Origin of the sequence: Cryobacterium sp. TMT1-66-1, from assembly GCF_004403435.1 — a bacterium.
GTDB lineage: Bacteria > Actinomycetota > Actinomycetes > Actinomycetales > Microbacteriaceae > Cryobacterium > Cryobacterium flavum.
This window is the reverse complement of sequence record NZ_SOGP01000016.1, coordinates 92,256-113,995: the sequence shown is the minus strand read 5'-3', so window position 1 is coordinate 113,995 and position 21,740 is coordinate 92,256. Positions and strand designations below refer to the sequence as shown.

The 21,740-nt window shown below is 62.7% G+C and carries 22 protein-coding genes, 1 tRNA gene and 2 pseudogenes; 12 read left to right on the top strand and 13 right to left on the bottom strand.

Features of this window, described 5'->3' with window-relative positions:
* Positions 1-45: 45 nt before the first annotated feature.
* Positions 46-135, top strand: a tRNA-Ser gene (locus E3T29_RS11570).
* A gap of 360 nt (positions 136-495) precedes the next feature.
* Here the strand turns inward: E3T29_RS11570 and E3T29_RS11565 are convergent.
* Both E3T29_RS11565 and E3T29_RS11555 read right to left on the bottom strand, forming a co-directional pair.
* Positions 496-1,944, bottom strand: a pseudogene (locus E3T29_RS11565) (IS3 family transposase).
* An 800-nt stretch (positions 1,945-2,744) separates the two neighbouring features.
* Positions 2,745-3,149 carry a heavy metal-responsive transcriptional regulator gene (locus tag E3T29_RS11555; RefSeq protein WP_134345546.1) on the bottom strand — a complete coding sequence of 135 codons (405 nt, stop codon included), beginning with the start codon at positions 3,147-3,149 and terminating at the stop codon, positions 2,745-2,747.
* Between the two features lie 54 nt (positions 3,150-3,203).
* Here E3T29_RS11555 and E3T29_RS11550 point away from each other — a divergent pair, with 54 nt between their 5' ends.
* Both E3T29_RS11550 and E3T29_RS11545 read left to right on the top strand, forming a co-directional pair.
* On the top strand, positions 3,204-3,503 hold the full coding sequence (locus tag E3T29_RS11550) for a thioredoxin family protein (RefSeq protein WP_134345545.1): 300 nt from the start codon (positions 3,204-3,206) through the stop codon (positions 3,501-3,503).
* Positions 3,500-4,861 carry an NAD(P)/FAD-dependent oxidoreductase gene (locus E3T29_RS11545; RefSeq protein WP_241987780.1) on the top strand — a complete coding sequence of 454 codons (1,362 nt, stop codon included), beginning with the start codon at positions 3,500-3,502 and terminating at the stop codon, positions 4,859-4,861. The genes E3T29_RS11550 and E3T29_RS11545 overlap by 4 nt, the downstream gene beginning before the upstream one ends.
* A 120-nt stretch (positions 4,862-4,981) precedes the next feature.
* Here the strand turns inward: E3T29_RS11545 and E3T29_RS11540 are convergent, their stop codons facing one another.
* The 3 genes from E3T29_RS11540 to E3T29_RS11530 are packed head-to-tail and all read right to left on the bottom strand — an operon-like array spanning position 4,982 to position 7,412.
* Positions 4,982-6,193 (bottom strand): MFS transporter, encoded by a 1,212-nt coding sequence (locus E3T29_RS11540; protein ID WP_134345544.1) that lies wholly within the window; start codon positions 6,191-6,193, stop codon positions 4,982-4,984.
* The gene (locus tag E3T29_RS11535) at positions 6,193-6,822 is read right to left on the bottom strand and encodes a phosphatase PAP2 family protein (protein WP_134345543.1); all 630 of its coding nucleotides are present in this window, start codon (positions 6,820-6,822) and stop codon (positions 6,193-6,195) included. Before E3T29_RS11535 ends, E3T29_RS11540 begins: the two co-directional genes overlap by 1 nt.
* On the bottom strand, positions 6,819-7,412 hold the full coding sequence (locus tag E3T29_RS11530; RefSeq protein WP_198417753.1) for a Chromate resistance protein ChrB: 594 nt from the start codon (positions 7,410-7,412) through the stop codon (positions 6,819-6,821). The genes E3T29_RS11535 and E3T29_RS11530 overlap by 4 nt, the downstream gene beginning before the upstream one ends.
* A gap of 38 nt (positions 7,413-7,450) precedes the next feature.
* On the opposite strand from E3T29_RS11530, the gene E3T29_RS11525 reads away from it, so the two are divergent.
* Positions 7,451-7,888 (top strand): DUF2127 domain-containing protein, encoded by a 438-nt coding sequence (locus E3T29_RS11525; RefSeq protein ID WP_166789956.1) that lies wholly within the window; start codon positions 7,451-7,453, stop codon positions 7,886-7,888.
* Here E3T29_RS11525 and E3T29_RS11520 read toward each other — a convergent pair.
* Entirely contained in the window at positions 7,822-9,219 is a 1,398-nt protein-coding gene (locus E3T29_RS11520) for a glycosyltransferase (RefSeq protein WP_166792389.1), read from the bottom strand. The genes E3T29_RS11525 and E3T29_RS11520 overlap by 67 nt on opposite strands.
* A gap of 127 nt (positions 9,220-9,346) precedes the next feature.
* Here E3T29_RS11520 and E3T29_RS11515 point away from each other — a divergent pair, with 127 nt between their 5' ends.
* The 5 genes from E3T29_RS11515 to E3T29_RS20280 all read left to right on the top strand — a co-directional run bounded on the left by E3T29_RS11515 (position 9,347) and on the right by E3T29_RS20280 (position 14,086).
* Positions 9,347-10,084 carry a response regulator transcription factor gene (locus tag E3T29_RS11515; RefSeq protein WP_241987779.1) on the top strand — a complete coding sequence of 246 codons (738 nt, stop codon included), beginning with the start codon at positions 9,347-9,349 and terminating at the stop codon, positions 10,082-10,084.
* A 62-nt stretch (positions 10,085-10,146) separates the two neighbouring features.
* A complete protein-coding gene (locus tag E3T29_RS19675; protein WP_166789954.1) occupies positions 10,147-10,314 on the top strand; it encodes a hypothetical protein in 168 nt (55 codons plus the stop codon).
* Positions 10,311-11,492, top strand: coding sequence for a cell wall metabolism sensor histidine kinase WalK (locus tag E3T29_RS11510; protein ID WP_134345540.1), 1,182 nt, complete (start codon positions 10,311-10,313; stop codon positions 11,490-11,492). Before E3T29_RS19675 ends, E3T29_RS11510 begins: the two co-directional genes overlap by 4 nt.
* Positions 11,493-11,577: 85 nt before the next feature.
* Entirely contained in the window at positions 11,578-12,783 is a 1,206-nt protein-coding gene (locus E3T29_RS20285) for a hypothetical protein (RefSeq protein ID WP_241987778.1), read from the top strand.
* Positions 12,784-12,859: 76 nt separating this feature from the next.
* Positions 12,860-14,086 carry an HAD-IC family P-type ATPase gene (locus E3T29_RS20280; protein WP_241987777.1) on the top strand — a complete coding sequence of 409 codons (1,227 nt, stop codon included), beginning with the start codon at positions 12,860-12,862 and terminating at the stop codon, positions 14,084-14,086.
* A gap of 1,128 nt (positions 14,087-15,214) precedes the next feature.
* Here E3T29_RS20280 and E3T29_RS11500 read toward each other — a convergent pair.
* A complete protein-coding gene (locus E3T29_RS11500) occupies positions 15,215-15,694 on the bottom strand; it encodes an FAD-dependent oxidoreductase (protein ID WP_134345539.1) in 480 nt (159 codons plus the stop codon).
* Positions 15,691-16,608, bottom strand: a complete 918-nt coding sequence (locus E3T29_RS11495; RefSeq protein ID WP_134345538.1) for a trans-aconitate 2-methyltransferase — start codon at positions 16,606-16,608, stop codon at positions 15,691-15,693. Before E3T29_RS11495 ends, E3T29_RS11500 begins: the two co-directional genes overlap by 4 nt.
* Positions 16,609-16,650: 42 nt before the next feature.
* Here E3T29_RS11495 and E3T29_RS11490 point away from each other — a divergent pair, with 42 nt between their 5' ends.
* The gene (locus tag E3T29_RS11490; RefSeq protein WP_370449158.1) at positions 16,651-16,971 is read left to right on the top strand and encodes a cupin domain-containing protein; all 321 of its coding nucleotides are present in this window, start codon (positions 16,651-16,653) and stop codon (positions 16,969-16,971) included.
* Positions 16,972-17,001: 30 nt separating this feature from the next.
* Here the strand turns inward: E3T29_RS11490 and E3T29_RS11485 are convergent, their stop codons facing one another.
* The 4 genes from E3T29_RS11485 to E3T29_RS11470 form a co-directional block, all read right to left on the bottom strand.
* A complete protein-coding gene (locus tag E3T29_RS11485; protein ID WP_134345537.1) occupies positions 17,002-17,808 on the bottom strand; it encodes a thioesterase family protein in 807 nt (268 codons plus the stop codon).
* Between the two features lie 110 nt (positions 17,809-17,918).
* Positions 17,919-18,428 (bottom strand): ABC transporter substrate-binding protein, encoded by a 510-nt coding sequence (locus tag E3T29_RS11480; protein WP_134345536.1) that lies wholly within the window; start codon positions 18,426-18,428, stop codon positions 17,919-17,921.
* 30 nt (positions 18,429-18,458) lie between these two features.
* Entirely contained in the window at positions 18,459-19,202 is a 744-nt protein-coding gene (locus E3T29_RS11475) for a DUF429 domain-containing protein (RefSeq protein WP_134345535.1), read from the bottom strand.
* Positions 19,203-19,266: 64 nt separating this feature from the next.
* Positions 19,267-19,485: a hypothetical protein gene (locus tag E3T29_RS11470; RefSeq protein WP_134345534.1), complete on the bottom strand. Its 219-nt coding sequence runs from the start codon at positions 19,483-19,485 to the stop codon at positions 19,267-19,269.
* A gap of 122 nt (positions 19,486-19,607) precedes the next feature.
* Between E3T29_RS11470 and E3T29_RS11465 the strand changes: the two genes are divergently transcribed.
* Together E3T29_RS11465 and E3T29_RS11460 are read left to right on the top strand one after the other, a co-directional pair.
* Complete coding sequence (locus tag E3T29_RS11465; protein ID WP_134345533.1) at positions 19,608-20,378, top strand: hypothetical protein; 771 nt, start codon at positions 19,608-19,610, stop codon at positions 20,376-20,378.
* Positions 20,379-20,718: 340 nt separating this feature from the next.
* Positions 20,719-21,063 (top strand): HPF/RaiA family ribosome-associated protein, encoded by a 345-nt coding sequence (locus E3T29_RS11460; protein ID WP_134345532.1) that lies wholly within the window; start codon positions 20,719-20,721, stop codon positions 21,061-21,063.
* Positions 21,064-21,195: 132 nt separating this feature from the next.
* Here the strand turns inward: E3T29_RS11460 and E3T29_RS11455 are convergent.
* Positions 21,196-21,729 (bottom strand): annotated as a pseudogene (locus E3T29_RS11455) (Dyp-type peroxidase); the annotation flags it as partial.
* Between the last annotated feature and the right edge of the window lie 11 nt (positions 21,730-21,740).

Sequence of the window (21,740 nt, the reverse complement as noted above, 5' to 3'; positions counted from 1 at the left end):
TTCGCCGATTCGCGTCGGACCCCAGTCTCTACTAGGATCGACGGCGGTACCGTGTCCGAGCGGCCGAAGGTGCGACTCTCGAAAAGTCGTGTGGGGGAGACTCCACCGTGGGTTCAAATCCCACCGGTACCGCCACGAAAAACCCCCTACAACCCAGTGTTTCACTGGGGAGCAGGGGGTTTCGTTTTTCTAGGATGGCCGTTTTGCCCACATTTTGCCCACACTTCAAAAAGTTTTGGTCACAGAAAACACGCCGTAACGTGATCACACGGAGGGTTCACGCAAGTTCAGTCCGTGTCGATTGGGACCAGTGAACGCTCAAGAATTCGACTTCTCCCGGTGTCCAAGATCGGCACAGCGGCCCTTCTCCGCGGAGCGGGTGGGTTGGTTGAAACTAGACCGAAGCCGAACCAACCGTCGTCGTGGAACGCGTGCTTCGTCGAGCGCGGTGCCAACGCGATCCCGGAAGATGTCAACCTTTATGAGTCAGTTTCTTTAGCCGGTCATTGCGTTCGTTTCTTCCTTCTTTGGTTCGTTGATCCAGGTCGTCGTCGGGAACGTTGGTGGCTGCGGGTGCTGCCGCACAAAGCGTTCAGGATGCTCGGCATAGGCCGTTGTGAGGACGCGGGCGCGGGCGTGCTGGATAGCGGGTGCGCGGCCGTGGTGAACGTTGAACGGGGTATGCATACCAATGCCCGAATTACGATGTTCGCCGTTGTACCAGTCGTAGAATTCGGTGCAGAATGAGCGTGCCTCGGCGAGGCTATAGAACCGGTCGGGGAACTCGGGCTGGTACTTCAAAATCTTGAAATGCGACTCCGAAAATGGATTGTCGTTACTCGTATGTGGGCGGGAGTGCGACTTGGTCACGCCCAGGTCGGCGAGCAGGAACGCGACGGGTTTCGACGCCATCGAGGACCCGTTGTCGGAGTGGATTGTCAGCTGGTCTCGACGAATTTTTTGCTTCTCGATGGTGTCGAACAGGAGCGGCTCGGCGAGTTGGTGAGATTCCCGGGTCGCGACCATCCAGCCGACGACGTACCACGAGTAAATGTCGATGATCGTATACAGATGGAAGTACGACCATTTGGCCGGCCCCTTGAGCCTGGATATATCCCACGACCAGGTCGTGTTGGGTCCGGTGGCGATGAGTTCGGGCGTGACGCGTGTCGGGTGCTCGGCCTGAGCGCGACGTTCCCCGGTCTCGCCGTGAGCGCGGAGGAGGCGATACATCGTCGCCACCGAGCACAGGTAGGTGCCCTCGTCGAGGAGGATCGCTTGGATCTCCGCCGGCGCTTTGTCCACGAACCGGCTCGACCGCAGGACCTCCAGAACGACGTTGCGCTCCGGCTCGGTCAGCGCCCGAGGCTGCTTCATCGGCTCCGGCCGGGGCCGCGGGGATGAGGGCTGCCGCGGTGCGCGGGGGTGCTGCCGGTAGTGCGTAGCCCGGGATCGTCGCACGGCTCGGCATGCGTGCCTGGTGCCGACGAGCGGGACGAGTTTGGTGATGGTGGCGTCGATTACTTCTCGGTTTTCGTCGCGCTGCTGTTGGTCGAGAGTTGATCCAACAGAGCCGAGAGTTTTCCCTGGATCGCGATCACCTGTCTCGCCGTATCCAACTCACCCGACAGTCGGAGATTCTGCTTTCAGCAGCCGGGCCGCGTCCTTCTCCGCGATACTGGCAGGTGGCGCTCCTGCCGGCCGTGTCAGCGCGACCAGCACTCCTTTATCTCGCTGGTCACGCCACGAGCTGACCAAGGAGGTATACAGCTTTTCTCGTCGGAGCAGCGCACCGCGGCCCTGCCGATCGAGGCGGTCATACTCGGTCAGAATGTCGCGTTTGTACTTGGCTGTGTACGTCCGCCGCCGTGCACGCTCGGGAACTTGGGGATCGGGAACATCTTCCATCCCTACAGCCTGCCCGCTCGAGCTGGGTCCTGTCATTAAAGCGTTCGTCAAGGGAACTCCTTCCCGCCTTCTACGACACTATTCGGGACGATCCCGGTGCCTCAAACAAGGTTGACAGAGAGGGAACCGCGCAGCGGGAACACGGAATGCCAAGGCCAGATTATTGTCGCGATTGAATCGACCTATCCCCAGTAGAGCGTGTGGGCGGTCCCGTCCTAAGCTCATAATGATTTGTTTCGTCGGTCGGGTGATCATGAATCCTGCAGAGAAACTGCATTCTCACCGGGTCAGCGTTCCTTCCGGCGCCGTTCTCTCAAACAGGAATGGACTAGTCATGCATCCTTGGCTCTACTATTTTTTCGCCAGACTTGCGGTGACGTTTATCGTCGCATATCAAGGCTTCAAGTACTTGAAGGATCATCCGCGGCAGCTCGGAACTCCCCTCGGGGCACCCCGAGTGGCTTTGTGCATCGCCGGCGTACTCATGCTTGCGAACTTCATTTTGATCCTGGTTCTGATCTTTACTACGCCGTAGGTTCCGCTCTTGGCGGTGCTGCAGACGGAATGAGCATGTGTGCTGCGCCAGCGCTTGCCAGCCACCGCTGGGTCGCTAATTGAGTAGCGAACTAGCGAACTAGCGAACTCCTCCGTCGGTCCCTGCGAGCGCGAGGGTCCCATAGGGGGTTCGGCTAACGGGCGCTCAACCCATGCTCGACACGTGTCATTTATACGTTCGATTACGTGACAATGCGATCGTACGCTCAGGCTATAAATGTGAGTTGCATCGTTATTTGGCGGTGAATACGGATCGATTAGTGGCGGGAAGGTGTTGCGCGCTACTGATGAGCTTGGGCGATTACGTGGCAGACGCTGCCAGCTTCGCAGTCTCCTGGATCAAGAGATTCGCTCGTTTCGATGAGGTGGTGCAACTCTGATTCAAGAAGTGCAAGCTCCTGCTGGCGGCGGTGCACATCCGCCAGTTTCGCCGAGAGAAGGTCTAAGACGTGCCCGCACGGCAACTCGCCTGCTTCTCTAACCGTGATGATGCTGCCAATTTCGGACAAGGTCAGACCAGCCGTCTGGGCAGACCGAATGAACTGCAGGCGCGAGAGGGCCGCGTCGTTGTACCGCCGATAACCGTTCCCCGCACGTTCGGCGGGATCCAACAGGCCGCGCCGCTCATAGAACCGTATGGTCTGTGCGGTTGCGCCGCTCGCGATGGCCAGGTCTCTAATCTGCATAGTCCCATTCCACCACTTGACCTTGCACCATGGTGCAACGTTTACGGTAAGGGCATGGATATTACCTTGCAGTACTTCGATGGGTGCCCGAACTGGAAAATTGCCGCTGAGCGGCTGGATCTGATCGCAGTCGAACACCCGGGCACCGTCGTGACCCGGCGGTTGGTCGAGAATCTGGAAGACGCAGAGGCAATCCACTTTCGGGGATCTCCGAGCATTCTGGTGGGGGGAACAGACCTTTTTCCTGACCCGGCAGCACCGGTGGGGATGGCCTGCCGCATCTACACGACCCCGACAGGATTGGCCGGTGCCCCAACGCTGGAGCAACTGCGCGATGCGATCACCGCAGCATGAGCGACATGTTTGAGGAATACGACCTATTTGTGATCGGTGCCGGAATGGCCGGCACCACAGCAGCCAACAGGTGCGCTGCACGGGGATGGCGCGTGGGCATCGTTGATGCCCTGCCCTATGGCGGCACGTGTGCCCTGCGCGGGTGTGACCCGAAAAAGATTCTCCGACGTGGAGCGGAAATAATCGACGCCGCCCATCTGATGCAGGGCAAGGGCATCAACGAGAATGAGCTCACGCTGGACTGGGCGGCGCTGATGCGTCACAAGCGCGGCTTCACCGACGGTGTGCCCCAGAGCATGGAAGACGAACTTCTCCGCAACGGTGTGAGCACTTTTCACGGTGCCGCTCACTTCACCGGGCCCCATCACCTCGAGATCAACGGCGTGCAGCACCAGGCGACGCGGTTTCTCATCGCGACCGGTGCCCGCCCGCGCCCCCTCGAGTTCCCCGGACACGAGCACCTCATCGACAGCACTGACTTTCTCAACCTCAAGGAGCTTCCCGGCCGGATCGTATTTATCGGGGGCGGGTTTGTCTCCTTCGAGTTCGCCCACATCGCAGCCCGCGCTGGTGTGGACTGCGTGGTCGTCGATCACGGCACGCGCCCGTTACGCGCGTTCGACCCCGATCTCGTCGACCAGCTCGTGCAGCGCAGTGAGCAAACCGGCATCCGCGTGAATCGCAGCACCTCGGTCAGTGCAGTGGCGCGCACCGCCACGGGGCTTCAGGTGAGCGTGGAGCAGCACGGCGTCACGGCCGTCCTCGATACGGATCTGGTGGTGCACGGCGCTGGCCGGGTGCCCAACATCGACGGTTTAAATCTGGCGGCGGCAAACATTGCCTGGGGCCCGAAGGGGATCGATGTGTTTGGACACTTGCAAAGCCGCAGCAATCCGTCGGTCTTCGCCGCCGGCGACGCCGCCGACACTCCCGGTGAACGCCTCACGCCCGTCGCCGTTTTCGAGGGCAAGGTGGCAGCATCCAACATGCTCAAAGGCACCATGACCGTGCCGGACTATGCCGGCGTCCCCACGACAGTGTTCACGATCCCGGAGCTGAACCGCGTCGGCATGCTCGAGCACGAAGCCGTGCGTGATGGCCGTGATATCGCTGTGCGCTACAACGACACCAGCAGTTGGTACGCCAATTACCGAGTCGGCGAGACCGTCGCGGCGACGAAGGTCATCATTGATACAGCAACCGATCAGATCCTCGGCGCACATTTGCTCGGCCCCGGCTACTCGGAAGTGATCAACATCTTCGGCCTCGCAATCAAGCTGGGCCTAACCACCCGACAACTAAAATCGGCGACCGCGACCTATCCGTCCGTCGGTTCCGACCTTGGCTCCATGCTCTGACCCAGGTCTCCGCAGACGACCGTCCATGGAGCACCCACGCCCATCGATGCGTGTATGTGGTCTTTGGCGCTATTTGGCGGCGTTCTGAGGTCGCTAGCTGGCGCTGTCGCCGTTACTGACTTACACAGGTTGACGTCTTGCGTGGGTGGTGTTGGTGCGCAGGGTGATGCCGCTGAGGGTGGCAACTCCGACCGTGAGGATAGCGAGCAGACCTAGCCCCGCACCCAGGGTTATGGTGCTCGCTACCGCGCCGACGAGGAGGGGGCCTCCGGCGTCGCCGACTTCGCGACCGAGTTCGGCGTTGCCCATCGTGCGTCCCATCCGCTCGGCTGGTGTGGTGGCGGCTAGGTGTGCGAATGCTAGCGGGGTAGCCACACCGATCCCCGTGCCGATGGTTAGTGCGGCGAGGTAGAGGGTGGCCGGCGTGGGGATAACAGCGAGTGCACCGATTCCAATAGCGATCAGCAGGAGGCCGGCCGTGGTACCTGTTCGTGTGCTGATGCGGCCGTTGTCGCGGAGCCGGCCCACGGAAGGCTGAGTGAGCGTGGAGGCGATGGCGAGCACGGTCACCGCAGCCATACTGCCAAATAGCCCGAGGTGGAGCGTGGTTCCAAGCAGAGGGAGGAATCCGACCGCGACACCGAGAGCGCCGGTGCTGGCCGCGAGTACGAGTGTCGGGATGAGGAAGGACCGGTCGACGGTCTGCTTGACCAGATCCTTTAGCGTGTATCGGGGGCGGGGCAGGATGGGGAGGCGTGGGACAGCGACGATGACCCATATTGCGGTCGCGGCGGCGAGGATCGTCAGTGCGATGAACAGTGCGCGGAGGCCATCTAGCCCGATCAATGCGGCACCGATCAGGGGGCCCAGGGCATAGCCGAGACCTTTCCATGAGCCGTACTTGCCGAAGTATCGTCCCACGGCACCGGGGCCGGCTAGTCGGGCGACGGCGGCCGATGATGCCGGCGAGAATGCTGCTGCTGCCGCTCCTTGGCCGAGGCGAGCAATGCCCAGCAGAATTGGGGTGCCCGCGAAGATTCCGAAGAACGACGCGGCGGCGAAAGCGATCAGGCCGCCGACGATCACGGGTTTGGCGCCGATCCGGTCGCTGAGGGAGCCGAAGACGGGCTTCAGGACCACTTCGGCCAGATCGTAGACGGCCAGGAGAATCCCGAAGGTGAGGATGCTCAGTCCGATGTCGCCGGTTTCGACGCCGAGCGCGGCGGCGATTCCGTGCGCGCCGAACGCGGTCGTGAAACCAGCCAGGTATAAGGGAGCAACGACCCCGCGGGTCGGCGATGGGCCGACAGTGGTGGGTGTACCGCCGGTCATCAGCGCGTTTCCGGCGCCGAGGGCCGTGTTGCAGGACGGCCGCGTGGCTGCGGCGTTGGCGGGATCGGACCGATGCGATCCAAAAATGGTATCCAGTTCAGTATGCGCATCCCGTATTGGGTCCACAATCCGGTGTAGATGCAGATAGCGGCGGGCGCAACGAGGAAGGATCCGAGAACGTCGCTGGGGTAGTGCACGCCCAGATAGAGGCGAGAGCCTGCGACGAGGAGCGCGAAGCCGAGCCCGATGATCGCCGCCGGAGTAGCCCCGCGAGTACCGCGGGCAATGAAATAGATCGCAATAGCGAACGTGACGGCGAACGCGTTCACCGGCGAGCGACGCACGATTAGGAGGAAAGCGAACAGCACGAGCAGGATGAGGATGATCCCCGGCGGGGACAACACTGCGTTGATCGTCAAGGCGATCGTATTTCCAACAGCGAGGTGATCCCGGCTCAGCAGCTCGTTGATGCGAAATTCTGCTCCGGACAGGCGGGGATTCAGTTTGACCGCGAAACCCAGGATCAGAGTGACCAGCACCAGGAGTAACGACAGGCTGATCCACCGTCGCAGCTGGGGCAGACGTGCTAGGCGAGCGCGGGGATCGGAGGAAGCCGGGAACGCGCTCATCGGGCAGTTCCGGTTTTCGCAGATTCGGGGGGCGTGTCGATTGCCGGGGTGCTCCCGCGCATGACTTGATACACCCGTTCGGCGTACCCGTCGAGCACGCTCTCGCAGGTTCGAAGGTGCTCTTCGGCGGACGTGGCCTCGGGCAGTGCGAGGACATCGCGCTTCTTCAAGTCGCGAAACCAGCGCCTCAGCCGGTCGAGGCTCTGTTCTTCCTCTTCCAGCTCTCCGAAGGTGAATTTTGCCTTGGCGATCTCGCGTGCGATCTCGGCGTCAAACTTCCCGCAATCGGCCACGAATTCGGTCCACTCGTCAACCCGGGCGGCGGCGAAGGCATCACGGATCAGGTTGGTGGAGGCGTCGTCCCGCGGAGAAGCGTCGATCACGGCGAAGGTGCCGGCCCCTTTGCGGGCCAACTCACCCGCCCGATCCAGTGCGGGTTGAAAGGTGGGTCCGGCCGGGAGCGCCCAGGTGCCCGGCGATACAGGCACCGCGCCGGCTTTTCGCAGTTCCCGCCAGACAGCGACCCGGTGCCGGGAAGGCTCCGATGGCAACTGAATAAGTATCAACACCCAACTAATATTCTTCGTCACAAAAGCTACTGTAACAAGAGTTACTTGAAGGGATGATTGTGAACACACCAGAGACAGCGCTAACCCTGCTTGATCGAACATTTTTCATCAGCCTCATCCTCAAAGGCTTAGATGGTGTCCTCGAACTCATCGGGGGCATCCTGCCGCTGGTCATCTCTCCCGCTCAGATCGGCGCCATTGCGCGCTTTCTGACCCAACACGAAATCGCCGAAGATCCACACGACCTGATCGCGAACTCATTGATAGATCTGACGAGCAGCCTCAACCTGTCAGCAGCATTATTCGGTGCGATCTACCTCCTCTTGCACGGCTTAGTGAAGGTGGTCCTGGTCTGGGCTGTTCTTCGCGATCAGCTCTGGGCTTACCCGTGGATGATCGCTTTCTTGCTGATCTTTATCGTCTATCAGGGTTACCAAATTGCCGGGTCATTCTCCTGGGGCTTGACCTTGTTGACCGCGTTCGACTCACCAGCGTGACGGTGACCGAACACGAATGGTTCCTCGATGACGGTGATGGTGTTGTGGGCGAGGATTCCGAGGAGAATTTTGAACCCGCGGGGTCTGAGCGAATCGAGGTCGACAGCGCACCGTCTGATGGCGAAGAATCCGGTCATCGGATCGGTGCAATTACGAAGCCTCGTCGGGAACATAGCTCGAACGAGCACGGTCGCCGAAGCGGACACCAGATGTCGCAGCCGCCCACTCAGCCCCTCAGACGATCCGCCGTTGACGTGACGAGATGCGACCACGATGTCCGGATCCTGGTCAATGCCCGAGCTCAGAAGCACCGGGATCACTTCCGGTGGATGCTGCAAGTCGCCGTCCATCACGATGCACCAGTCGCTGGTGGACTCCGCCAGACCGACAAGAACTGCTCCGGACGGCCCGCCAACGGGTTGATCACGGCGGATGAGGCGGACAGGAATCTCTGCCTCGGCAGCAACTTGCCCAATGACAGTAGGCGTGTCATCGTTCGAGTCATCGACGAAAACGATTTCCGCCACCCGTCCACGTAACGCGGTCTGGATACGTTGGACGAGTTCGCGCACATTCGGGGCATGAGCCAGAAATGCTATTTGACCTCGTTGCGAGTAACCGATTGCAAGGATCGGGATAGCAAGGGTCACGGCGAGGGCGGCGGCCCCTAACCAATACTTCTGGTGGTGGCGATATGACCGCGCCGTGTCGAGGAAGACTCCGTGCACGAATAGAAGCAGTCCGAGATACAGGAATAGATAGATTCCGATGGTGACAGCCACCGCGTAACCGAGCCACGCCAGCCTCCGTGACACTGTCGAGCTGAACTTGTTCCGCAGGAGCATCAGGAATAGGACCGTGATCCAGACCGCGATCGCGGTTGAGAATGCGTAAGAGCGGGCATCCGCTCCCATGTAGCTGGTCCGCGGGAGCACAGCGCAGATCCGGGCGGCGGCAATGCCCACATTTCGGGTGAACAACATCCGTCCCAGGACAAACGTCCCGGCCACGACGAAGCCCACGGCGATCGCACTGGGCAGCCGTACCGAAAGCTCGGACGGGCCAAACGCCTGAATCCAAAAGTGCAGGAAGAGGTAGTAGAAGCCGTGCACGGCGTCGACGTTTTTCAGCATTCCGAACAGGGACGGCAGCGTGCGCTCAGCCGACATCACGCTCGCCGCTTCGTCCCCCCAGAAGGACGGGATCCACGAGCCCGCAAACGAGGCCAGGAACCCGAAGAGTCCCAGGCCGATCGGCAGACGCCACCGAGCACCCCGTCGGGTCGAGACTGGCTCGACTGCAGCGGGCATCCGAGTGAGCGTGACTGTCATAGATCCATCCTTAGCGGCGGAGATAACGCCGAGCCGGTAGATCACGGGAAATTGGTTGAAACTCTGTACAGGAAAGGCGTACTTTGAGTCGCCGGGCGGCTCCGAGAAGTGCCCATGACCTAGTTTTATGAAGCAGGACGCCATGATCCGTTTGCCCCGCGCGCGTACGTTAGGAAAAGAATCACTCGTGAAATCGATCCTCATCGTCGAAGATGATGCCCAGATGGGGCTCGCGCTCGAGCGCGGTATGCACGCCGAAGGGTACGAGACGGTGCTCGTGGACAACGGTGTGGACGCGCTCATAAATCTGGCGAACGGCCAATTTGCCGTAGCCGTTGTCGACGTGATGCTCCCGTACATGTCGGGGTTTGAAATCTGCCGACGTGTCCGACAGACGGGCAGCACGATGCCGGTGCTTCTGCTCACCGCCCGTGATGCTGTCGACGATCGGGTGACCGGGTTGGATGCCGGCGCGGACGACCATCTCACGAAACCGTTCAGCTTCGCCGAGCTGTCCGCGAGGATCAGAGCGCTCATCCGGCGAGACCCGGCCGAGCAGTGGATCAAGGTCACAGCTGGCGACGTGACACTGGACTCCCAGTCGCGAAAAGGGCAGGTTGGGGAAGAGTCCCTTGCGCTCAGCCCTAATGAGTTCACGTTGCTGCGGGGATTGATCACGCAACTCGGTGAGCCCATGACGCGGCAGGAGATCCTCGAATCCGTCTGGGGGACCGCGACGCACATCGACGCCAACATCGTCGAGCAATACGTCAGCACGCTCCGCAAGAAGCTGGCGGCACGAGATAGCAACGTTGCAATTGTCACGGTTCGCGGTGTCGGCTACCTGGCGAAGGTCAACGAGTGAATTGGTTGAGGCGGCTGTCAATCCGATGGAAAATAACCATTGGAAGTGTTCTGGTTGCCGCTGTGCTACTGACCGCCGCGACCTTTGCCTTTCGGCTGCAGATGGAACAGGTGCAAATTGCTGCCGATAAGAAGCTGCTGTACGACGCGAGTACTCCCTACCTGACCGCATCACAACCCATCCAGATCAAATCGACCCACCGGCTGGAGAGCAACACGTTGCGGTCGTGAATCCAGCACGAACCGTTAAGGTCAGCAACATTCCCGACAAATTATTCGGCCGGCTGACGGGGCTGACGAGGCTGGGCGACGGATCACACTTCATCACCCAGTCACACTCGAACTACCTCGTCATCGTTCGAACGGTCACAACCCCGACCGGGGATTGGCACGTCGTGGCAACGCGAGATCAGCGATTGACGGCGCTCGTTGTCGAGAATGTGACGAGAGTTCTGATCCTCGGCGCCGTTGTGCTCCTCATAGGATTCGGACTGGCTTCCTGGCTATTGACCACTGCGGCGCTTCGGCCGGTTGCGCGAATGCGCCAGCGCGCCGAGACTCTCCGTGCCAGTGGATCATCTGAACCGTTGCCCGTGGGTCCGGCGCGGGACGAATTGGCCGCCCTGGCCCTCACTCTGAACGACTTCATCGCGAGCGTTCGGGAGACGTCTGCGCGAGAAAAGCAGATGGTTTCCGATGCTAGTCATGAACTGCGAACACCGATCGCTCTGCTCAAAATCCAGCTCGAGCTCGCCCATTTAAGTGACGGCAACGCGAGTGCCCTCAGCAGGGACCTACAATTGGCCGAAAGTTCTGTCGATCGTCTCTCCCGTTTGGCGACGAACCTCCTCACGCTGTCCACGCTCGAAGCGGGTCACGAAACCCAGTTCACGCCCGGGAAGTCACTCGTGGTGGAATTCGTCGCAGCGTCGGACAGGGCACGGCTCCTCGCGCTGGATAAAGCCATCACGGTCGAATTTGACGTCGATGAGGCAATAGACAACTTGTCCTTTCCAATTTCCGCCACGCACTTTGCCCAGGTAATCGACAACCTGATCAGCAACGCGCTCCGGGCAGCTCCGGAATCAGGAGAAATACGAGCACGGCTGCAGCAGGACCAGAACGGGCTTCGCCTATCCGTTGAGGACACCGGCCCTGGGATGGCCGAAGAGTTCATCAGCATCGCCTTCGACCGATTCACCCGCCCGGACGCGCAACGGGGCGGCACCGGTGGGAGCGGCCTGGGCCTCTCCATCGTTTCGGCGATCGTTTCACGGGCGAACGGCACGGTTCACCTTGAGAATCAGCCACAAGGCGGCTTCACGGTCACAGTGACAATCCCATACTTGGCTATCCTCTTAGAAAGTTCACTGCGACGGCACGCAAAGTCATTCTGTGAGCGCTTTTAATCTCACATTCAGCATCATTCTGGTTCCATAATTCACTGAGCCTGCTCGATAGTTCCAGCCGCTTGATTGGAGGTGTGCAGAACGGATGACAGAACGAACGGCAGCCCGGGAGCGGACGTTGCAAGCGGCGCGGCAGGCGCTTCCCGTCCTCGACGCGAAGCGCCTGCCCGACGTCGGTCTGAGTGAGAACGAGGTGAGGCTTCGGGTTGAGGCGGGCTTGGACAACCGGGTGGCTGCGGATTCAAGCCGGAGCCTGTGGCACATTCTGCGCGGCAATCTCTTCACCTTGTTCAACGCGATCGTGGGCGGATGCTTCATCCTCCTGCTCGCACTAGGGCAGTGGCAGGACTCACTTTTTGGACTTGCGGTCATTGCCAATGTGCTCATCGGTGTCGTTCAGGAATACCGTGCAAAACGCACACTCGACAAGCTCACCTTCCTCCACGCACCGCACGCACGCGTGTTGAGAGAGGGACGCGTGGCGGAGATTGCTGTTGCGGACGTTGTGTTGGACGATGTCTTGGTGTTGCGCGCCGGAGATCAAGTTTCCGCCGACGCCACTATTTTGCAAGCAGACGCCCTCGAAATTGATCAATCCCTGTTGACGGGGGAAGCGGACCCGGTCGCGCTGACTGTGCAGGGGGACGTGCTGTCCGGTTCGGCTGTGGTGGCGGGGTACGGCCGTGCCAGAGTCGTGCGCGTCGGCGCGGACTCCTTTGCCAATCAGCTGACGAGGGAGGCGAAGCAGTTTTCCTTGGTTAACATGGAGCTGCGCAATGGGCTAAATCGCATAATTCGGTGGGTCAGTTGGGCTCTCGTTCCGCTCACCGCGTTGGTCGTCAATGGTCAGATGAAGGCGCTGGGAGGGTGGACTCAGGCGATCGAGACCGGCACCTGGCGACAGGGCGTGGTCAGCGCCACGGCCAGCACAATCAGTATGATTCCCCAGGGCCTGGTACTGATTACGAGCGTCACCTTTGCGCTGGCGGCCGTGAAACTGGCACGCAGCCAAGTCCTAGTCCAGGAGCTACCGGCCGTGGAGGGTCTTGCACGGGTCGACGTGGTCTGCCTGGATAAGACGGGCACGCTCACCGAAGGGGCCATAGTCTTCGACGCCGTACTGGAAATTCAGGTCTCATCAGTTCCCCGGTGGCGTCAGGTTTTCGGGTGGTTCGGCGCGGACGTCAGCGCTAACGCCACAGCCCGTGCCTTGACCGTTGAGTTCGACGATGCGGGGGGGGGGGGGGNGGGGGGGGGGGGGGCTACGACCCCTGACCGTAGTGCCCTTTAACTCGAGGCGAAAGTGGGGATCCGTCGCATTCGACGCCGAGGACGCCGCGGGAACATGGGTACTCGGAGCTCCGGAAATGATTCTGAACACCTCTGTTCCCGACGCCGTCGCGGTCTTGCGCACCGCGGCGGGACTCGCCGGTGAGGGCATGCGGACGCTGGTACTGGCCCACACCCTCCATCCGATGAACGTGTCCGAGGCTGCACAGGAACGGCTACCTGATGGCTTACGCGCGGTCGCAATCGTCACATTTCGGGAAAAGGTGCGTCCCGATGCTGCGCAGACTCTGAGCTACTTCCAAGAACAGGGGGTCGGCCTTCGAGTGATCTCTGGCGACAATCCGCTTACGGTAGCGGCTGTCGCCCGCGCAGTCGGCCTGCAATTCGAGGGCGATGGCTACGATGCCCGGACATTGCCCGAGGACTTGGCATCGATGGGGGAAGTGCTCGAACAACACCACGTGTTCGGCAGAGTCACTCCGACCCAGAAAAGAGACATGGTCATCGCCTTGCAACGACGCGGGCATGTCGTGGCGATGACGGGCGACGGAGTGAACGATGCCCTCGCGCTCAAACAAGCGGACATCGGAATTGCTATGGGATCCGGAGCTGACGCCACGAAAGCGGTGTCGCGGCTGGTGCTGCTCGATGGCGCGTTCTCCCACCTGCCCAAAGTGGTGGCCGAAGGACGACGGGTGATCGCAAACGTGGAGCTGGTCTCTAAACTCTTCCTGACGAAAACCGCGTACGCCATACTGCTCGCCTTGGCCTTCGGCCTACTCCTCTGGGAATTCCCCTTCTTGCCCCGCCAACTGTCCGCCGCCGATGGGCTGACGATTGGCATCCCCGCGTTCTTCCTGGCGCTTCTGCCCAACCAGCGCAGGTACGTCCCAGGATTCCTGCGACGATCGTTGGCATTTTCCATTCCCGCTGGAGTCGTCATCAGCGTGGTGATTTTGGGCGTGGACGCATACTCGCGTATCACCGTCGGCAATACGCAGGACGCCGCCCAAACAGCATCCTTCATCGCTGTATCCCTGGCGGGCCTATGGGTGTTGGCCGCACTGATTCGACCATTAAACCGATGGCGAGCACTGATCCTCGCGAGCATGTACCTCGGATTGCTCGCCTGTCTCACAGTGCCCATCATTCGCGATTTCTTCGACCTCGAGCTTCCAACCGGTGACCTCCTAGCCGTAGCCATTGGCGTAGCAATCCCAGGGTGTTTAGGAATCGAAATCATCCAACGAATCCGTCAAAGACGCAATCAGGACTCGCCCGGAGACTCGGTCCCGAAACATTGAGCACGGGGTAAACCCGGGCCGTCAAGAATAATCACCCTCCCACACCGCTCAGGAGTAGGAGCTCAGAAGTGAGGGAAAATGACTGTGAAAGTCGTTTCCCGCGAATTCGTTTCGCTACCGCACTGCGTAGCGCGAATCGGCAGGCCATGAACCCCAGCCGTCAGCGAGTCTTCTGGCAGCCTGAGATTTGACGCTTGGGTGCTCTCTGCGTCGCGCGCGTGCTGGAGAAGGTGCAGGTCGACGTCGGCACTGTGGCGAGCGCGTCAACGTAGGCGGTCACCTCGTTGTGTTTGGCCAACATCAATTGCGCAGAGGCGATATCCGCCGTAAGGACTGGCTGAAGTGCTGCTGGAGTGCCGGAGACAGCACTCGATAGCGGCGGGGCGCCGTGGTGGATACTGACTGTGGCCCTGGTCGCGGTAATCGCAACGCTCTCTAAGAAGAGATATGTTCTTGCTCTGATCACGCTCGTCATGCTCCGAGGAAGGGGGCGACCTAGGCTCTGTTCGATCGACAGAACGACTCGTGGGAGCGATCTCACGCGTCATGCGATCGTTCCCGCTGAAATAACCCTAACGTTAATGTTTGGTCGGGGAGGGGGCGCGGTTTTTGACGTGATGCACCGCACGGTGAGAGCGATCGATTTGATAGTGGAGGAGGATCAGAGTCGCGCGCCTTGATTGAACGGCCGTAAGTGCACATGGCGGCGCGTGCTGGGAAATCCCTGCGCTCGGGCGTTCAAAAGGCGCGTGCCCACATTCTGCCCACACTTCAAAAAATTCGAGGTGATTCACGAGACGTTAGGGTGACCCGAAACCGTTGATTTCACGGGCATCTTCACCGTGCGTGAGGCTATGACTGGGCGGGACTTTGGGTTCAAATCCCACCGGTACCGCCACGAAAAACCCCCTACATCCCAGTGTTTCACTGGGGAGTAGGGGGTTTCGTTTTTCTCAGATGGCGATTTTGGCAACACGGTGCCCGACGAGCGGCTCAACTGGGCCCGCGAGATGAGGGCGCCCGGATTCGGTGGCCGCGACGCCCGTTCGTTAGTTGCCATGATGGTCGTGGGGCGACGCTGAGATCCCGTGCCGCCGATCGCCGAGCACCGTCTCGACGTTCCGGGCGTCACTTGCGACCGAGAAGGGTTCGCGCTCCGCCCGCACGGCCTGCGCGAGGCCGACGACGGCGAGGTCGCCGTGTACCGCGGCGCCCACCATGGCCCCAGGCCTCGGTGACGCCGGGGACGGCCGGCAGATCGTCGACGAGTCCGGTAGCCAGGATCACGCGACGCGCGCGAACCTGAACCGCTCCGCCGTTTGCCTCGACGGTGAAATCGTCCAGTGTTCCGGACGCGCCGGTCGCAACTCCGGACACGATGCGGGCGCCATAGGCCTCGGCCTCGGCGCGCCCGCGGGCGAGCAACTCCAGGGGGGAGACGCCTTCCTGACCGAGTACATTGTGGGCGCCATCGGCTGGGGCGTTGCGCGGTTGTCCGGTATCTACGACGATGACGCTGCGTCGCGAGAGACCGAGTGCGACCGCGGCCACGAGGCCAGCCGGGCCGCCTCCGACCACAACGACATCGGCCTGGAGCGTGTCGGTCACCGGCTGTCTCCCGGCGCGCCGGTGTCGTGCTGGTTTGACCCCGTTGTAATCGGTCGGACGGCGATCCAGCTGAAGCGCCCTGACGTCATCACGACCTCTGACGTTCCTGCCACGAGGGCGGTGATCGCGTCGTCGAGGGCCGTGAGATCGTCAGCGGAAAGGTCTTCGGTTAGACGAGCCAGGCTCATAGTGAGCTGCAAGGCCAGGTAGCGAGCGCCGTCGGTGGTGCGGGCGGATGCCGTGAATGTGTACGCATGACGCTCGACCGGGGCGAACCCGGCCTCGGCCAGGGCGATCGTCCAGTCGGCGGTAACGGGGTAGCCGTGAGCGGCGAGCGCCCCGACGATGCGCTCGCCGAGGCCGGCTCGGCCGGTACCGAGGTCGGCGGGGTCGTACGTCGTCACACCGGCTACCTCCGTGACGACGAGCACGCCGCCGAGTCGCAGGGCCTCAAACGTCTGGCTCAGAACGCGGGCGGGGTCGGTCACATGGTGCAGTGACAGCGCAGCCCACGCAAGGTCGGCCTCGTGGGGCAGCACGGCGGGCCAGTCGCCGTCGAGGTCGACCACGTGCGTTTCAATGCGGTCGTCGACGTCTGCGGTCGCCGCTGCTGCGGCTAGCCGGTCCAGCATCGACGGCGAGGCATCGAGGCTGTGAATTTGCGCGTTTTGAAACTGCGCCGCCAGCGTCAGCGCCAGGGTGCCGGTTCCTGTTCCGGCGCCGAGGTCGACGACGGTTCGGGGAGCGGTTCCGAGCGCACCGGCAGCGGCGTTGAGCGCCGCAGCCAGGACCGGGGCTCCGAGCACGCCGTCGAGGTTTTGGAACTCAGCGAGGTTGCTGTCATCTCCCAGCGCGGGACCGTGGCCGGGCCGATCGTGGTGCGAGTGGTTCGCGGGAGTCTGGGTCGGTGTCATGCCTACTACGCTAGGCCGTTCATCCGCCCGGAGCCGGAGACGATGGCCGGATCGACCCTGTGGATCCTGTCGCGCGAGCGCGACCGCCGCGGCGTCACGATCGCCAAGATGCGCATCACGCCCAACCGTATGATCAGCGAGACGAAGGTGCACCCAGGCTACGAATGGTTCACGGTGCTGAGCGGCACGGTGCAGCTACGGCTCGGCGAGCGGACCATCCTCGTGCGCGAGGGCCAGGCAGCCGAGTTTTCCACGATGACCCCGCACACCATCGAGGCGTACGAGGGACCCGTGGAAATACTGACGATCTTCGACCACGACGGGGAGCGGGCCCACCTGCCCGGCCACCGGCATCCTGGCTGAGCCTGCGGTCACAGGTCTGTAACGGGCGGGTCAGCGCAGTGGTCGCACGGTCAGGATCTGCTCGGCGCGGCCCACCGGCCCGGACTCATCGTGGAGCACGCTGCTGGTGATGCCGTGGCCGGCCGGCCCGAAGGTGACGGTGGTCTCCAGCCCCACCCATTTGCCGGTCGGCTGCCGGTGAAAGTGGATGGTGAGGTCGAGGTTGGGGTACGCCCAGTCCAGCGGCGACTGGCGAACGGCGATTCCGTTGGCGGTGTCCACCAGGGTGATGAACGAGGCATGCGGGCTTATTGCCTCGCCCGCGACGAGTGCGATGTCGGTGCGAAGCCACGCGCTCGTTTCTCCGGGTAGGGGAGGTGCGACGGCCTTCGTCTCCAGGGAGGCGACGTACCCTCCCGGCCAGGTGTCGGTCATCGACCACGGGGTCGCCGTGTCGGGTGCGGGTAGGGAGACCGATCCGCCACCAGCGACGGCGGCGGTGTCGGCGGTCGCGATGAACCAGGCGCGAGCGAGCACGGCCGGTCGGCCGGCGATGATGACGGTCGCCTCGATGAGCTCGATGGTGCGGCCGGGACGGATCGTCTCGACCCGGACCTCACAGTCCTGGGCGGCAAGGAAGCCCAGAATGTCGAAGCTGATACGCCCGAGCTCCTTGCCGTTGGCGCCACCCGCCTCGGCTGCTCGGTGCAGGTCGATGGCGTGCACGATCAGGCCGCCGAGAGGGCTGAAGTGGATCTCGTCGGCCTGCCAGGCGCCGCCGGCATGCTCGGTCGGCCGGTAGCGGCCGGGCGCGATCGGCTCGAAATAGGCATTCGCTCGAGGGGGTGCTTCGGGCATACGGCTTCTCCTTTGTCAGACGCGGGCGTTGCCATCCACCATAGGTGTGTTTTTGAGCGCGGCGATTCAGCCCGGGGTGCCCGATCAGGCTGGACGGCCCGGGGAATCGACTAGGAGTTCTGCGCGAACGTGGCGTCCACGTAGTCGGCTTCGGGAATCGGGTCGGTGGAGACGATCGCCCCGCGTTCCATCCACATGCGTTCCATCGCGGCGAGCTGCTTCGGCAGCGGCGCAAGGTCGGGCAGCCTGCGGTACAGCGGTACCGCGGCCACCTGCTCGGCGGTCTGGCCGGTCGCGGCACCAATAATGGCAAGGTTCTCGTCGGTGTACCGGTCGTCGCCCTGCAGGTCCTGTGCGCCACGGGTCAGTGCGGTGAAGAACTTCTGCGCGAGTTCAGATCCTGCGAAGTCTCCGCCGTAGATGACCCCGGTACCGGATGTCCCGGTGGGCGCGGTCCACAGGCTCATCGCGGTTCCGTCTTCAACGGGCATGTTCCAGAACGGTGCCGATGCGAATGCGGCGTCGATGCTGCCGTTGGCCAGCGCGGTGGGCATGTCCGGGTTGCCGAGGGTGACCAGTTCCACATCGGTGATCGAGAGTCCGGCTTCTTCGAGCGCCATCGGCGTAGCGGCCACCGATTTCGGGCGCGGTCATCTTGCGGATGGCAATAACTCGGCGAGAGGGCCGTTCGGCAGCACGATCCAGCCCTCGCGACGAGCGCGGCCGAGCGTGGACGGCACCGGCGGTTCATAGCGACCCAGCGCGGCGCTGCGGGCGGCGAGGGCCGCGATCACGGCGTCGAAGGCATCCGCTGAGGTGATCATGTGTGGGGCGTGCGGGCCGAGATCGAGCCAGGGTGCGGCATCCTGAATCTCGGCCAGGAGGTGCGAGCGCCTGGCGGCGTCGGTGCGGTACCCCGTCGTCGAGAACCCCCACAGGCGAAGCGATGCGCCCGGGTAGATTTCTGCGACAACTCCGGAACCGGCCCGGTCGACGGGAATACCGGCCGCCGAGATTCGGGAAAGCAGGCCGGCGCAGCGCATAGCGGTGAGTCCGAGCCGGTCGGTGGAAACACTGAGCGGCCAGCGGCCGGTGATCTTTCGCACCTCCCGGTCGGTTTCGCGGTAGGCCAGGGTACGTCGCCAGGCCATTCCGCCGTCGACTCCGGGCAGGTCGCCGCTGGAATGCCCGACCACGAACTGCACGAACTCGTCGGGCCAGCCGAACGCACAATCGATGCCGAGCTTGTCAACGGTGCCCGCCGTGCGCACGATGATCTCGTCTGATACGCCGAGGTGCAGTTCAGACAAGAACGCCCTGGCGTCGGTCCAGTCGATGACAGCAAGCGCGGTGCCTTTGGGCTCGGCGGCGAGGTCCACTCCGGCGGTGCGCATGGGCTCAGTTTAGGTGGCCCTGATCGCCCGACTCAAGCGGATGCGCAACCGCTCCGGCTTGGCATCAGGTGGGCTCTTCCTCGTTGGCGACCGTCTCGATCCAGTCGACGTCGTCGTCCGACAGATAGACGCCGGATTGTTCACTCTCACTATCGGTGGCGACCTCGCCGCCGGCCCTCGTGATTTCGGCCACGAGGGCCGGCGGCACGGCGTCGCCGTTGTTCTGCATCAGCCACTCCCGCGTTGACGGACTCAGCTTGGGCCACCACAGCTCGATATCCATAGGCCGCAGTCTGCCACGCCGACCGCTGCTGCGCGAGAGCTTGCGGGCATCCGCTTATGCGCGTTGGACCGGCACGCTCTTCCGGCACGTCGAGGGCGGCTGGTGGTCGATAAACTCGAACCATGTCAGACCAGCACTTCGAGCAGGATGAAACCCTGCGCCTGCCGACCGTTCAGTTTCGCGTTGTTCTCGATCTGGGCCCCCGACTCGCCGCAGCGATCACTCTGCCGCCGGAACTGGCCCACCCGGATCTGTTCGCCGACCGCGACGACGAGGGCGGAGCGCTCAACCTGTCGATCGACTACGACAGCGGCCAACTGCACGTGCTGCTCGACGAAGCCGGCCCGAGCTTTCACTTTCACGGCACGATCGACCCGATGGAGAGTCCGTGGCCGGCCGACCAGACCCAGATTCTGCTGGAATGGGCGCTCATTCTGGTGCAGGAGGTCGATGCTCTCGACGAGCTGCTCGATTCGATCTACGAGGCCGCCGAGTGGTTTGAGCAGGGGTTCACCCTCTACGTTCCCGAGACCGAACCGACCCAGCTCGAGCTGATCGAGGTTGGCATCATCGGCGAGCTGCTGACCTTGCCCTGGCTCGGCTCCGGGCGCGTCGACCACGAGCACATCGACGGTGACAACCATCCGATCGCCCTGCTCTGGAATGTGAACAACGACGACCCCGACGTTCCGATCGCTCGCGCCTGGCTCGACCCGCTCACCGGCGAACCGCGCACCGCGGCTGAGCCCGGGGTGGACTGGAATGCCGTCGCCATGAGTGAAAGCGAAGTGCTGCAGTGGCTGGTGGGGATCTACACGAACCACCACGTGGCGCCGACGCCGGAGGCACAGATCATGCGCGCGGCGCTCGAGCGTATTGGTGGCATCAGCTGAGCCGGCCCGGGCGTCCGCTGTATCGAGCAGGAACTGCGCGGTCTGACGTCGGTGAGGCTGATGTGCTTAGCCAAGGATTCTCCAAGGGTGTCGTGGGCAACTGACACCGGAGCCGGGAAAGGCTGTTCGACGGGGTCAGCGCAGGGACTGCGGCGCGAAACCGACGAGAATCTTCACTGGTTTAAACCTCACACTGGGAACAAAATCACTTCCAGTCTCGCAGGCCGGCCGTGGGGTCGCAATTCGCCGGGAGCGGATGCCGTGGGTGCCGAACGGGCTCGCAATGGGCACGCATCCGCAAGCGGTAGCCTGAAGTTGTCAGCAATTAAGAGGAGTGATTATGCAGGTCATCGTGAACACCGACAGCAACGTCAACGGCACCGAGCGGGTTGCCGGAGCGCTGGAAACCATCGTCGAAGAGTCCCTCGCGCGCTACGGCGAACGCCTCACCCGGGTTGAGGTTCACCTCTCCGATGGCAGCGCCGGCCGCAGCAGCACCGACGACATCAAGTGCACCCTCGAAGCTCGCCCGGCCGGCGGAACCCCGGTCGTCGTCACCGAGAACGCCAACGCCGTGGAGGAAGCCCTCACCGGCGCCCTGCACAAGATGAAGAGCTTGCTCGAGACCCACTTCGGCAAGCTGGACGCCCGCAAGGGCAACCTCCCGATGGGCGAAACCGTCTAACTGCCCACGCGGCCGATGCCGGTGGCCAGCACCGCGGCATCCGCTCTCGTGGCACGTGTTTGAGACGGTGGCCCCGGTTCAAACCAGGGCGAACCTCCTAAACACGTGCCACGAGCCGGTTCAACCGCAGGGTCAGAACAGGGTGTCGCCGACATAACCGCCAGCGGCGCAGCCCGGCGGAATGGCGAAGACGGCCGAGCCGATCGGTGTGATCCACACGTTCAGCAGGTCGAGGGCGTCGATGCGGCGCTGAATAGGCACGAACTGGGCGTCGATATCCGCTTGAAAAGAGACGAAGAGCAGGCCGGAGTTCGACACGCTGCCGCCCGTAGGCGCGTCGTCGTAGTTGTAGCCCCGGCGCAGGATGCGTTCGTCGGGGTTCTCGCTGCGGGCCCGCCGCAGGTGCGAGAACTCCGGGATCACCGGAAAACCGATGGCGGTCTTCGCGGCAAAATCCGGGGCATCCGTTTCGTTGGTGCCGGTCAGCGGCGCGCCGTTGCTGAGAGTGCGACCAACGGATGCCTCCCGCCCGGACCGATCGAGCTTGTCCCACTTGTCGAGACCCATCGCGATGCGCCGCAGCACGAAGCCGGTGCCGCCAAGCATCCAGCCGGGGTTGCTGGCACCTCCCACAAGGAGGTGACGCCGGCTGAGGCGACGACCAGGCTGATCGACCA

Coding starts and splice junctions, on each gene's coding strand:
- E3T29_RS11555 (WP_134345546.1), bottom strand. CDS start 3,149: ATGCAGATTAGAGACCTGGCCATCGCGAGCGGCGCAACCGCACAGACC.
- E3T29_RS11550 (WP_134345545.1), top strand. CDS start 3,204: ATGGATATTACCTTGCAGTACTTCGATGGGTGCCCGAACTGGAAAATT.
- E3T29_RS11545 (WP_241987780.1), top strand. CDS start 3,500: ATGAGCGACATGTTTGAGGAATACGACCTATTTGTGATCGGTGCCGGA.
- E3T29_RS11540 (WP_134345544.1), bottom strand. CDS start 6,193: ATGACCGGCGGTACACCCACCACTGTCGGCCCATCGCCGACCCGCGGG.
- E3T29_RS11535 (WP_134345543.1), bottom strand. CDS start 6,822: ATGAGCGCGTTCCCGGCTTCCTCCGATCCCCGCGCTCGCCTAGCACGT.
- E3T29_RS11520 (WP_166792389.1), bottom strand. CDS start 9,219: ATGACAGTCACGCTCACTCGGATGCCCGCTGCAGTCGAGCCAGTCTCG.
- E3T29_RS11515 (WP_241987779.1), top strand. CDS start 9,347: ATGAAGCAGGACGCCATGATCCGTTTGCCCCGCGCGCGTACGTTAGGA.
- E3T29_RS20280 (WP_241987777.1), top strand. CDS start 12,860: ATGATTCTGAACACCTCTGTTCCCGACGCCGTCGCGGTCTTGCGCACC.
- E3T29_RS11495 (WP_134345538.1), bottom strand. CDS start 16,608: ATGACACCGACCCAGACTCCCGCGAACCACTCGCACCACGATCGGCCC.
- E3T29_RS11490 (WP_370449158.1), top strand. CDS start 16,651: ATGGCCGGATCGACCCTGTGGATCCTGTCGCGCGAGCGCGACCGCCGC.
- E3T29_RS11485 (WP_134345537.1), bottom strand. CDS start 17,808: ATGCCCGAAGCACCCCCTCGAGCGAATGCCTATTTCGAGCCGATCGCG.
- E3T29_RS11480 (WP_134345536.1), bottom strand. CDS start 18,428: ATGGCGCTCGAAGAAGCCGGACTCTCGATCACCGATGTGGAACTGGTC.
- E3T29_RS11475 (WP_134345535.1), bottom strand. CDS start 19,202: ATGCGCACCGCCGGAGTGGACCTCGCCGCCGAGCCCAAAGGCACCGCG.
- E3T29_RS11470 (WP_134345534.1), bottom strand. CDS start 19,485: ATGGATATCGAGCTGTGGTGGCCCAAGCTGAGTCCGTCAACGCGGGAG.
- E3T29_RS11465 (WP_134345533.1), top strand. CDS start 19,608: ATGTCAGACCAGCACTTCGAGCAGGATGAAACCCTGCGCCTGCCGACC.
- E3T29_RS11460 (WP_134345532.1), top strand. CDS start 20,719: ATGCAGGTCATCGTGAACACCGACAGCAACGTCAACGGCACCGAGCGG.